The organism is Roseateles albus (genome assembly GCF_028595345.1).
In the GTDB taxonomy this organism is placed as follows: domain Bacteria; phylum Pseudomonadota; class Gammaproteobacteria; order Burkholderiales; family Burkholderiaceae_C; genus Paucibacter_A; species Paucibacter_A albus.
Window position 1 is genome coordinate 1 of sequence record NZ_JAQQXT010000028.1, and the last position, 11,622, is coordinate 11,622.

Annotated in this window: 13 protein-coding genes and 1 pseudogene; 9 read left to right on the forward strand and 5 right to left on the reverse strand. The window is 59.6% G+C overall.

Going from position 1 to position 11,622, the window contains the following annotated elements:
* Positions 1–187 precede the first annotated feature (187 nt).
* From PRZ03_RS23540 to PRZ03_RS23570, 7 genes are all read left to right on the forward strand, one after another.
* A complete protein-coding gene (locus tag PRZ03_RS23540) occupies positions 188–1,960 on the forward strand; it encodes a rhamnogalacturonan lyase B N-terminal domain-containing protein (protein ID WP_273602536.1) in 1,773 nt (590 codons plus the stop codon).
* Positions 1,961–1,994: 34 nt separating this feature from the next.
* Entirely contained in the window at positions 1,995–2,675 is a 681-nt protein-coding gene (locus tag PRZ03_RS23545) for a hypothetical protein (RefSeq protein ID WP_273602537.1), read from the forward strand.
* 26 nt (positions 2,676–2,701) lie between these two features.
* Positions 2,702–4,390, forward strand: a complete 1,689-nt coding sequence (locus PRZ03_RS23550; protein WP_273602538.1) for a rhamnogalacturonan lyase B N-terminal domain-containing protein — start codon at positions 2,702–2,704, stop codon at positions 4,388–4,390.
* A 265-nt stretch (positions 4,391–4,655) separates the two neighbouring features.
* Positions 4,656–5,294, forward strand: coding sequence for a response regulator (locus PRZ03_RS24010; RefSeq protein ID WP_273602539.1), 639 nt, complete (start codon positions 4,656–4,658; stop codon positions 5,292–5,294).
* Positions 5,295–5,336: 42 nt separating this feature from the next.
* Entirely contained in the window at positions 5,337–5,660 is a 324-nt protein-coding gene (locus tag PRZ03_RS23560; protein WP_273602540.1) for a hypothetical protein, read from the forward strand.
* 291 nt (positions 5,661–5,951) lie between these two features.
* Positions 5,952–6,380, forward strand: a complete 429-nt coding sequence (locus PRZ03_RS23565; protein ID WP_273602541.1) for a CBS domain-containing protein — start codon at positions 5,952–5,954, stop codon at positions 6,378–6,380.
* 223 nt (positions 6,381–6,603) lie between these two features.
* Positions 6,604–6,906: a hypothetical protein gene (locus PRZ03_RS23570; RefSeq protein WP_273602542.1), complete on the forward strand. Its 303-nt coding sequence runs from the start codon at positions 6,604–6,606 to the stop codon at positions 6,904–6,906.
* 83 nt (positions 6,907–6,989) lie between these two features.
* On the opposite strand, the gene PRZ03_RS23575 is transcribed toward PRZ03_RS23570, so the two are convergent.
* Entirely contained in the window at positions 6,990–7,196 is a 207-nt protein-coding gene (locus tag PRZ03_RS23575) for a type II toxin-antitoxin system HicB family antitoxin (protein ID WP_273602543.1), read from the reverse strand.
* A gap of 93 nt (positions 7,197–7,289) precedes the next feature.
* The gene (locus tag PRZ03_RS23580) at positions 7,290–7,913 is read right to left on the reverse strand and encodes a tyrosine-type recombinase/integrase (protein WP_273602544.1); all 624 of its coding nucleotides are present in this window, start codon (positions 7,911–7,913) and stop codon (positions 7,290–7,292) included.
* Between the two features lie 338 nt (positions 7,914–8,251).
* On the opposite strand from PRZ03_RS23580, the gene PRZ03_RS23585 reads away from it, so the two are divergent.
* Positions 8,252–8,617, forward strand: coding sequence for a type II toxin-antitoxin system Phd/YefM family antitoxin (locus tag PRZ03_RS23585; protein ID WP_273602545.1), 366 nt, complete (start codon positions 8,252–8,254; stop codon positions 8,615–8,617).
* On the forward strand, positions 8,617–9,261 hold the full coding sequence (locus PRZ03_RS23590) for a hypothetical protein (RefSeq protein WP_273602546.1): 645 nt from the start codon (positions 8,617–8,619) through the stop codon (positions 9,259–9,261). The genes PRZ03_RS23585 and PRZ03_RS23590 overlap by 1 nt, the downstream gene beginning before the upstream one ends.
* Before the next feature lie 488 nt (positions 9,262–9,749).
* Here the strand turns inward: PRZ03_RS23590 and PRZ03_RS23595 are convergent, their stop codons facing one another.
* The 3 genes and pseudogenes from PRZ03_RS23595 to PRZ03_RS23600 all read right to left on the reverse strand — a co-directional run bounded on the left by PRZ03_RS23595 (position 9,750) and on the right by PRZ03_RS23600 (position 11,515).
* Positions 9,750–9,926: a hypothetical protein gene (locus PRZ03_RS23595; protein ID WP_273602547.1), complete on the reverse strand. Its 177-nt coding sequence runs from the start codon at positions 9,924–9,926 to the stop codon at positions 9,750–9,752.
* 681 nt (positions 9,927–10,607) lie between these two features.
* Positions 10,608–11,096: pseudogene (locus PRZ03_RS24150) on the reverse strand (TniQ family protein); the annotation flags it as partial.
* Positions 11,093–11,515 (reverse strand): hypothetical protein, encoded by a 423-nt coding sequence (locus PRZ03_RS23600; protein WP_273602548.1) that lies wholly within the window; start codon positions 11,513–11,515, stop codon positions 11,093–11,095. The gene PRZ03_RS23600 and the pseudogene PRZ03_RS24150, both read right to left, overlap by 4 nt.
* Positions 11,516–11,622 lie beyond the last annotated feature (107 nt).

Here is an 11,622-nt window from a genome sequence, read left to right on the forward strand (position 1 = left end):
TACCCTCCAGAACTCCCAAAAATCAATAGCGATTGAATATCTTTTTGGGAGTTCTGGCCATTGGCATTCACCCCGAGATGTCAGTAGCCATGGGGGTTGGCGGGGTTTTGCAGGGCCGACTAAATAAAACACGGAGACAAAATTGCAGCACCTAAAACTTCGGGCATACCTGTCGGGCCTGGGCCTCATGGCCGCGTCTGTGGGTATGTCGGGCGCCGCCCTTGCAGCGCTCAGTATCACCACCAACCACGACGGTGGCGACCCCGCCAAGCCGATGTACACCGTCGACACCAATGCGGGCCTGGTGTTCAAAGTGCGCGGTTATGACAATAAAGTCAGCACACAGTCGGCCGGCGATATTTCCAGCCTGATTTATAACGGTATTCAATATACCGATCAGACCCGCGGCACCCAGCTCAATAGCGGCGCCGATTTTCTGTACAAGGGAATCTCGGCAGTCGGCGTGAAAGCCGAGCTGGTCGATGCCGCCGGCAATGCGACGCCGGCGAGCAGCGCCAACGGCGGCGTGGTCAGTGGCAATGATTATGTCAAGATCACCCTGACCAGTGACAATCTGGCCGGCGGTGTGTTGACTCATTACTATCTGGTCAAGCAGGGCTTGCCCCATATCTATATGGGCACGCATTTCACCGCCGAGCCCGATACGCTCAATTTGGTTCGCTATATCGTGCGGGTGCCGATAACCGCACTGCCAAATGGCACGGCGGCCGGCACGCCGGGCGGCCTGAGTCCCGATGGCTATTGGCCCGATGATTTGCGCGGCACCAGCGGCGCGATCGAGGCCAGCGATGTCTTCGGTTTCGCCAGCACCGACGCCCGTTATGGCCAGTCGCGCTCCAAGCATTACTCGAATATGCGGCTGAAGGATTGGTCCTATATCGGCGGCACCGGCAATAACGTCGGCCTGTGGATCATGCGCGATAACAACGAGGGCAATTCCGGCGGGCCTTTTTATCGCAGCCTGCTGAACCAAATCACCGCCACCACCAATGAGCTGACCTATATCGTCAACTACGGCGAAGCACAGACCGAAGCCTACCGCTTCAATTTGCTGAACAGCTACACCTTGATGTTCACCAACGGCCAGACGCCCAGCGCGCCCGACACCAGTTGGTTCAGCAAGCTCAATCTGCTCGGCTACGCCGGCCCGCTGCAACGTGGCGCGGTGGCTGTGGCCGGCTTGAGCGGCCGCTCGTCCAGTGCAAGCTACACCGCCGGTTTCGCCAATGCCCAGGCGCAATACTGGGCCGACGCCGACCCCGTCGACGGAAGTTTCCGCAGCGAGGGGATGCGGCCAGGCGACTATCTGATGACGATCTACAAGAACGAGATCGCTGTCGACCAGCGCAATATCAGCGTGACGGCCGAGCAGGTCACCGCTTTGCCCGCCATCGCCATCACCGGCGACCCCGACACGACGGCCGCACTGTGGCGCATCGGCAGCTGGGACGGCACGCCGCACGAGTTCATCAACGGTGACAAGCTGACCACCATGCACCCGTCCGATGTGCGCCTGAGCCCCTGGATAGTTCCGGACTATGTGGTGGGCAAATCCAGCCCCGCGACCGGCTTCGCCGCCTACCAGTGGAAGGACTACAACGGCGTCATCAAGATCAAGTTCACGCTGCGCCGTGGCCAGACCCTGCCTTACACGGTGCGCGTGGGCACCACCGCCGAAATGGGCGGCGCCCGGCCTCAGATCAAGGTCAATGGCTGGAGCTCGGTGATCCCGCCCGCCACGCCGAAAGTTTCGCGCAATCTGACGGTCGGCACCTACCGGGGCATCAACCGAATATATCAATTCAATATCCCCGCCAGCGAATTGGTGGTGGGCGAAAACGTCATCAGCATTTCTCCGGTCAGCGGCACCAGCGGCAGCAAATTCCTCAGCCCAGGGATTGCTTATGACGCGGTCGACCTGATCAAAACCCCGCAGTGACCCCTCCTCTTCTATTTGCACTCACCAGAACATCATGAAAAAAACTACTGTTTCCGCCTTGCTCACCCTGGCCTTGTCGGCCGCCAGCCTGTCGGCCGCGGCCGGCGTCGTTCAAACATTTGGAGCCGGCTCGGCTCTCAACTATCCGGCGCAATATGCGGCCAATTTTGACGGCAACACCTTGCTGGCCAATCAATACAGCGAGGGCGGCCTCTTGTTCAGCTATGTCGGCTCGGACAACAACGGCGGCTGCGGTTTCGCCGGTGTCGACTGCGAAGCCAATCCGGGCGATAACTTCAGCGCCGCCTTCAGCGGCAACTACATGGGCACCGACGGCCTCGGCGCCTACATCAGCATCAAGTCCACACTGCGTGATCTGACCGCGATCGAGTTTGCGGTCGATTCCGGCTATTTGAGTATTTTCGGCTTCTGGCAGACCTTCAATGACTCGGTAAAGACCGGCTCGGGGAACTTCAATCTGGGCGCGGCCGGCGTCGGCGGCGTGATTGGTTTGAGCGATGTGGCCGGTTTCGACGAAGTGCGCTACTACGCCTTCTCGAGCGACAACAACACGAACATCACCAGGTTCAGCGCGCCGGCGCTGGATTCCGTGCGGGCCTCATCGGTGCCGGAGCCAAGCTCTGCGGTTTTGGCTGCGCTGGCCGGCCTAGGCTTGTTGGCAACACTGCGTAAATCAAGCAAATCGGCGAAATAAGCCAAAGCGGCTGAACGGAGACTCAAATGACAAACACCAAATTTCGCTTGGCAAGCCTGCTGCTGCTCGCCTTGCTGAACGCCAGCAACAGCTATGCGGCCTTCGGCCTCAGTTCCGACGCCTCGTTTCACACCATCGACACCGGCGCCGGCACTGTCTTCAAGATTCGCCGCATCGACAGCGGCTCCACCACCTCGCCCGGCGATATTGCCAGCCTCAAGTTCAATGGCATTGAAATCCAAGACCCGTCGCGCGGCTCGCAGATTGCCAGCGGCTTTGATTGGATCTACCAAAAACCCGGCACCGGGACCACGGCCGTCGCGATTGACGCCGCCGTCGTCAATACCAATTTCATCAAAGTCACCGTCAGCGTCGCCAGCGCCGATGGCAATTTGACCCATTACTACATGGTCAAAAATGGCGACCCGAATATCTATATGGCGACCCACATCACGGCCGAACCCACGGTGGGTGAATTCCGCTGGATTTCGCGTCTGAATGCCAGCGTCTTGACCGGCGTGCCGATCGAGTCGAGTTTGATCGGCACGACCGGCGCGATCGAAAGCTCGGATATTTTCGGCTCCAACAGCGGCGCCAATCAGGGGCACACGCGCTCCAAGTACTTTGGCAATCAGCGCGCCATCGATTACTCGGTGCGCGGCGTGACCGGCGCGGGCGTCGGCATCTTCATGCTTTACGACAAGCGCGAGCGTGCCTCCGGCGGCCCCTTCTTCCGCGACATCCAGAACCAGAGCGGCGGCAATACCGAGCTCTACAACTATATGAACTCGGGGCATAACCAGACCGAGGCATTTCGCATGGGTCTGAGCGGACCCTACGCCTTGCTGCTCACCAATGGCAGCACGCCGTCGCTGCCCGATATGAGCTGGGTCGCCGATATGGGCCTGATCGGCTATGTGGCGCCCATAGACCGGGGCGCCGTGACAGTCGCTGGCCTGAGCGGGCGCGACAGCAACTACAACTACACCGTCGGTTTTGCCAATGCCGCAGCTCAGTACTGGACGACAGCCGATGCTGTGGACGGGCATTTCAGCAAATCGGGCATGTTGCCCGGCGTCTACACCATGACGGTGTACAAAAACGAGCTGGCGGTTGACACGCGCAGCGTCACCGTGACCGCCAACACCAGTTACGCGCTCAACCCGCTGGCCATCACGGCCGACCCGAGCAGCAGCGCGGCGCTCTGGCGCATCGGGAACTGGGACGGCACGCCTTTGGAGTTCGTCAACGGCGACAAACTCAGCACCATGCATCCGTCGGATGTGCGCATGAGCAGTTGGGTCGTGCCCGACTACATCGTCGGCAGTTCGCAAGCCGGCAGCGGCTTCCCGGCCTACCAGTGGAAAGACATCAACGGCAATATCAACATCAAGTTCAATCTGCGGCGCGGCCAGGCCTTGCCCTACCGCTTGCGCGTGGGCATCACTGCGGCCTACAACGGCGCACGCCCCCGGGTGCTGGTCAACGGGTGGACCTCAGGCAGCCCTGCCTCCTCCACTCAGCCCAAAAGCCGCAGCCTGACGATTGGGACCTATCGCGGCAATAACGCGATGTACACCTTTGACATTCCGGCCTCGGAACTGGTGGTGGGTCAAAACACCATCACCCTCTTCCCCATCAGCGGCACGGCAGGCACAAGGTTCCTGAGCCCCGGTTATGCCATTGATGCGGTGGACTTGATCAGATCACCCTGAGCGCAATGCCTCAGCTGCCCGCCTCAATCTAAGCGGGCCGGTCGCTTGGGGTGGCACGCAAATCGGCCAGAGCGCGAAAAGGCGGTGTTGACAAATTCAAAGGCTCAGAGGGCGCCGCCTTTGGCAAATATTGCAACGACGCCGAATTGTGGACTTCATCCGCTTTTGTAGACAAATCTCAGCTTCCAGTTTGAAGCTGTTCGAACGCCTTGGGGCTCAGCTGGCCGAGGTGGCTGTGCCGGCGTTTTGAGTTGTAGAAGCCAGCGTGCAACTCGCCAATGATGGACAAGCAGGTGTTGAGGCAGTGGCTGCCGCCTCGGTGCAGCCCTTTGATGTGGTGTTGATGGACCTGCAAATGCCGGTGCTGGATGGCTTCGGCGCGACCCAGCGGATTCGCACCGAGCTGGGTCTGACTAGTCTGCCGATTGTGGCAATGACCGCCAATGCGATGAGCTCCGACCGTGAAGCCTGTATCGCCGCCGGCATGAATGACCATGTCGGCAAGCCTTTCGAGTTGAACGATCTGATCAAGGTGCAGTGCCGGGTGTCGGGGCGTCGTGTCGATACGCACCAGGCTTACGAGGAAGCGGCCGTGCCGATCGAAACCGAGTTAAGTGAGTTGGCCCGACTCGCCGCTGTGGATTTGGCCACGGCGCTGCAAAGAATTGGTGGCAAACGAGAGGTCTATCTGCGCATGCTGCGCAGCTTTACCAAGGATCTCGCGGCGATGCCGGCGATTTTGCTTGGCCACCTGAATGCCGGTGAACGGGTGGATGCCGAGCGCCTGATGCACACGCTCAAGGGCTTGGCTGCCACCTTGGGCGCCGGCCCGCTTAGCGCGCTGGCGGCTGAAGCGGAGCGCTTGATGGCTGGCGACACGACAGCGGAGACGCTGCTGCTGTAGGCAAACAAAATCAACGCAGCCATCGTTGCCGCCGCCCCCGGCTTGACTGGCCTGCAAGTGGGTCTGCAGGCCAGCATCGACGCGGAACTGGCCCTTCGATCTGCGGAGTTTCTTGCACCGGGTCCGGCCGAGCTGGGCGGCACACCCGATTTGACGGATTGGCACGCAGGTCTGCGGGCTCTGGCGATTCATTTGGAGTCCGCCGATATGGCGGCGATGCAAGACTTGGAAGTGCTGCTGACGCAAAGTCGGATTTTGTTTGGCAACACCCGACCCTTGCAGGATTTGGAGGAAGCGGTTGCAGGCTTAGACTTCGAGCGTGCCTTGACAATGTGCAAGGTTCTCAGCGAGGAAGAAAGCGCATGATGTTTAAAGGCAAGAGGTGCTTTGAACTCGACGGGGACCGCTTTATGGCCGGCACCGCGTGTCCGGCTCTCCACCACGATTGACTGCAGCCGCTGCTTATGGAGAGGTCTCCATAAGCAGCGTTTTTTTGATCTGTCGGTCTGGCGCAGGCCGGGACATTTCGAGGGCGCCGGCCCCTCTGCGACTCGGTGCCCGGAGCCGTCAGACAGGCCCGACGCGGTCCAGCTCGCAGCCTGCGCGGACGCCAAAGTTCGGTTAGTCTGTAAGCTTTAATTCCTCGAGGAACTGCTCATGAAACCTGTGTCCGAACTGTTGAAGCAACGCGATGGTGCTTTGTGGCAGTTGCGCCGCGAAGACTCGGTGTACGTAGCGCTGGAATTGTTGGCTCGCTATGACGTGGGCGCGCTCATGGTCATGGAAGGCGGCCGCCTCGTGGGAATATTCAGCGAGCGCGACTACACGCGCAAGATCGCGCTGCAAGGCCGCGGCTCCAAGGACACTACGGTCGCCGAGATCATGACAACCAACGTCATCACCGTCACGCCGAGCACACGCACACACGCATGCATGTCTCTGATGAGGGACATGCGCATCCGCCACCTGCCGGTGGTCGACGGCGACACCGTGTTGGGCATGATCTCGATCCGCGACCTGATGGAACTCATCATTGCCGAGCATGAGGCCACGATCTCTCACCTGGAGAACTACATTCGGTCTTGAGCTGATCGACTGCGGACCGGCCGTCGCCAAACGTCCATTCGTGGGCGGAATTACCATTTTTCGCCCGCACCTGAAAGCTGCCGTACGGACCGAGCAAGTTGGAGAGCAATGCCCCCACCGCCCAACTAACCTTGTTTGCTCGTCGACCGTGCGGCCCGCAATAGACACGCACTGGCACGTGAACCCCAAATGGCGGAACATGGGGCATCCAAAGGAGACTGCAATGACACACAAGGACACGCCGCCAGAGGGCGGTTTCAACAAACTGATCGATGAACAACTGGAGCTGGCTGCGGTTAAGCTGCCGGCGCTGACGCCGGTGCATCCGTCACCAGTCGATCACGATGAGATAAAGGCCGCCCACGCCAACATCGAAGATCTGCTGCTGGGCAATGCTGAGGCAACGCCCGAGATGCTGGAAGAAATGGCGGCGCTTCAGGATGCACCCCAGCTCAGCGAAGAAGAGCTGGCGCGTCAGGCGCTGGCCCATGGGGGTGCCGACAACGACCCGGCGACACCTGAGTAGGGCACTAGACTGCCCAAGATGCTAGCCATCCGTCGCCACCCGTAAATGGCCAAATCGTTGATCGTGTGCTTTGCTCCCATAGTTCAGGCCACCGCAAGCATCGTCGTAGCGATGAACTCGCTCTCCGGCTGAAGGGCACCTTCCTCGAGCAAAAGCTCATTCACTTCTGCCAGGCTGGTCCGGACCTTTTCGATGCTTTCGCCCTGGGTGTGCGCGCCGGGGTTACCGGGAACACTGCCAACGAGCAAGCCGGTGGCGAGATCACGTTCGATGACGGCGTTGAGGTTCATTCCAGAAAGCATATTCCACTTCACGCCTCTGCCGTAAAGTTGCCGCCCGGTAGGTCCTTCTCTTGGGCAGGCGCCGAGCGGCATTCACAGCGATCAGATTTCAGTTTGCTCCGCGATTTCCAACGCGTCATCCACCTCGATACCTAGGTATCGCACGGTCGACTCCAACTTGGCATGACCAAGCAAAAGCTGAACCGCTCGCAAGTTTTTGGTCCGCCTGTAGATCAGCGTGACCTTGGTTCGGCGCATGGAGTGCGTCCCGTAATCGGCTGGGTCAAGTCCAAGCTCCTCCACCCAGCCCTCAAGGATCCGGGCGTACTGGCGGGTCCCAAGATGCGGCGAGTCATGCATTCGACTGGGGAAGAGGAAGTCGTCGGACTTGAGCCCCGATTGCTTGATCCACTTTTGAACCGCGTCGCGTGTCACCGGTGTGATCTCGAACTGAACGGGGCGGTGAGTTTTATGCTGCATCACCACCGCACGGGATGCCACCAGGTCGCCATGGCAGATATCACGCACCTTGAGCGAAACAAGGTCGCAGCCACGTAGCTTGCTATCGATGCCGAGGTTGAAGAGCGCAAGTTCGCGCACTCGGTTCTCAATTTGGAGTCGGACTCGGAGTGCCCAAATGTCTTTGATCTTGAATGGCGCTTTCTGGCCGACGATCTTGCCCTTGTTCCATGCCTCGCGACGCGGGGCGTTGGCTATTGATTCCATGATGGTCTCCCATCGAGTTGAGGGGCAACAACGATGCGCCTATCTGCAATCCCGACATTAGCCGCAGATCAATACTGCGGTTGATGTTGATTCGGCCGGCAAAGGACTCCTAACTGGAGATGCCCCAGCCTGCTGCTTTCCGGCTGGCACCTGTCATACGGACGCGGAGTGAGGGCTGCGAAACCTGCCCATACCTGCCACTCTCCCTCCGGCCGACGAAGGTGTCGCCCGTACCGCGGCACATGGAGCAAAATTGGCCAATTTAGGCTATTTCAAAACAAATTGGGTATTTGGTCCATAATACTGTCAGTCTGCGACTTTCCTTGGGGGATCCGATCATGGCCACTGCTATTCAGCCTGCAAGCGAGGAGCTGTTTGCGCGTTTGCAGCGCAAGCCCATCTCGGACGTCAAGCGTGAGGGCTGGCGTGGTGTGATGAATGCCGTCGATGCCACGGGTAAGGTGTTGATGACCAACCACGAACGGCCCGAGGCCGTGATCTTGTCTTTGCGTGAGTACAGTTTGCTCACCGAGTTGGCTGCGCGTGTCCAACGTGATGACCAGAGCAAGTTGGAGCAACTGACGCGGGCCTTCGATGAGGAATTGGCGGTGCTCAAGCAGCCAGATGCCGGTGACAGACTGCGGCTGGCCTTTAGTTTGCCGCTCGACTTGCATGGCGAGGTCATTGCAGGACAGAGCTTCTGATGGGGCGGCCCGTTCTGCTGGTCCTGGCCGGTGTCAATGGCGCAGGCAAAAGTTCCATCGGCGGCAACATCATGCTGCGCAAGGCTGGGCTGACCTGGTTCAACCCCGATACCTACACCCGCATACTCGTTCAGGGCGGTATGTCCGCCGGCGAGGCCAATGCGTGCGCGTGGCAACACGGCGTGAACTTGATCGACCGGGCCGTTGCGGCGGGGTTCAGTCACGCCTTCGAGACGACCCTGGGCGGCTCGACGATGACCCAAAAGATTGCCGCGGCCGCTCGGACCCACGACGTTCTGGTCTGGTTCTGCGGTCTGGCCTCGCCGGAGAAGCACATCGCCCGTGTGGCCGCCCGGGTGGTAGCTGGCGGACACGACATTCCAGAGGCCAAGATCCGCGAGCGCTGGGCCCGCGCGCCGCTGAATCTCATCGACTTGATGCCCAAGTTGAGCGAGTTGCGCGTTTTCGATAACAGCACCGATGCGGTGCCGGGAGCCCCAGTATCGAGCCCGATCCTGGTCCTGCACGCACAAGACGGCGCTGTCAGTTTCCCCCGCGCCCTCGAGGACCTTGAGCGCACGCCAGACTGGGCCAAACCCATCGTGAAGGCGGCTCGCGACTTCGAACGCAAAGCGGTGATCTAGAGTGCGCGATCACGCGCGGTGGGCGACAGCTATGGGCACGGAGCAGACCCCCACCGGCACGTTCCCCGCTGACGCCAGCGGTGCCCTGACGCCAATTCGCAGCTTGTGAAAGCTGTCGTTGAGTCAGCCTGCGTCTTGCGCGCAGTTGGTCGCACACCCCGACTTCACTGATCGGCAGCTTCGGGGGGCGCTGCAGACATTCGTCCACACCCAGTCCAACGCATCACCGATGGGTTTTTCAAAGGGCAGAACATGATCAATGCGCAACGCGTTGAAGCGCTGATCAAGGACTGATTGGGCTAGGTATTGGCACCGACTTCACCTCGGTCAAATGTCAAATTTCGGTCGGCGCGGACAATCCAGGGGCATGGCAACCGATTTGCGATCGGTGTATCTGCCGGATTCACCCAGAGTGATTCGATCGCAATTGCCGCGATTGTGCGAGCCCGTGATCTAGTAGTTATGGTCGACCAGTGAGGTCGAACGACTCAATTTGGTATCAGCTGCAATTGACGTGACTGCTGATCATCGATTGACTCTACCGCAAGCGAAAACAATTCAGGATCATTTGCACGTATCCATGACACTGCGGCTTTGCATTCACGATGTATGTCCGCTCTTGAACACGTCGGATGTTCGGCGATGTAGGCACTGATGGCGTCCATTGCTCGACTCCTCCGGTGCTCAAGGCTAGTGCCTAGTCGAAAGACCCGTGCGCTTGTACCTAGCTCCGTCAATCGCCTTCGAAGTGAAGTAACAGTAAGGCCTAGGCTTTTGGCGGCATCTTTCAGCGTTGCCGCTTCGGTGATGACACGCTGGATGTCGGGTGGCAATGATGCACTTGAGGTGCCCCATATGGTTCCTTGCCCACTGGCGTCCCAATGCGGAGCCGAGCCAGGGTCTAGGAATCTCCGGAGGCTGGCTCCTTCATCTTCATCTGCAAACAGTGTGGACCAAAGTAGCATCCACTTGAGCGGATGGTCGCCGACACGGTTGCGCAGTAGGTCATGTACCCAGGTGCCACAGGTTAGACGTTGCCACGGACCGCCGGAGGATCGCATCCATGCGGCAATGGGTGATTTTGCAAACCAGATGGCGAGTTGCGACTTGTCCAGAGGATGGGTCCAACTTGTGACGCCGTGATCTCGAAGGCCGACCAGTACGGCTTGCCGAACGGATCCAATGTCCAGCTGCTCCGTGCCGATGAGGTTCAATGCAAGTGTGGCCATGCGCCTGAGGCCACTGGCTTGTGCCTGATCGAGGGCTGGCGCGCCTGAACCAGATGGCCCAACCGGGGGGAGGTGCCAATGCCAAGCGGTGCTGCGCAGCGTCATCAGCACGCACCCGTGGTCGAGGCAAATCCAGGCACCAACCAGTTGGTGCGGCAAACGCCAGCGCGGCCAGCCCCAAGTGTTCACGTCCTCGGCCACACATGCCTCGCAGTAATGCAAAGCAAACGGATCGCCAAGGCAACTCGCGGGCATTCCGCAAAGCAGGCGCCAGCCAGTGCCATCGCCCCCCTGGATGCGATCGGCGAGGACCCGCTGGCGTGGTGCAGGCAAGAATGGAGCGAACAGGCCGATAGGGGTTCTTGTGAGGAGCACTGATCTGACATCGCCCAATTCGCCTCGCGTGGTCTTGACGAAGTGCCGAAGGTCGTTGGGCGCATCTCTTTCTTTGCAGGCATGTCTCGCGCCAAACAACAACTGCGCCGTGTCGGTCGTCGAGCCATTTCCATATGTGGCGTGAAACCCTGCAGCCCAAGAGTACAGGGTTTCATCAGTGCGCCAGTCAGGGATACAGGCAAGTGAGGCTGACACGCTGATTCCGATCACGAAGCGTTGCCGCCCGCCGCTTGAGCGATCTGTTGAACCATGTCATCTTGAAACTGCTTGGCTTTGATATGCGCTGGTGACAGAGTTTCCGCAGGAGTCAGGTTGGCCTTGGTTGCCCTTGGTTTCCTTGGCGTCTTGGTTGAGCCACTGTGACGCGGTGTCTTCGGAGGTGCATTCATTGGAGCTGCACTTGTCGCCTGGGTATCTGGCTCATCATCGTCTGGTGACGGAGGGTTCCAAAGCTGACGGAAGTAGTCCCAGGGGATATCGTCAAATCGCTGCAGTGCCCGCCAGTCCTTTCTGACAAAGGCATCAATTCGCTGGTGAAGCGCAATCATCTTTTCGCTGGTGCGGTACACCTCGTCCACCATCGCCGCCGTTACCTGTGTTGCCCCTGCGCGCAGTGTTGGCGATTGCATCGAACTGACCCACCGCGATCACGCAATACTGACCCACTGCTAGAGGCTACCCCAAGGTGCCTGCGTCAGTAGATTGGGATTGATTCTCGTCCTTGGATGAAGCTCCT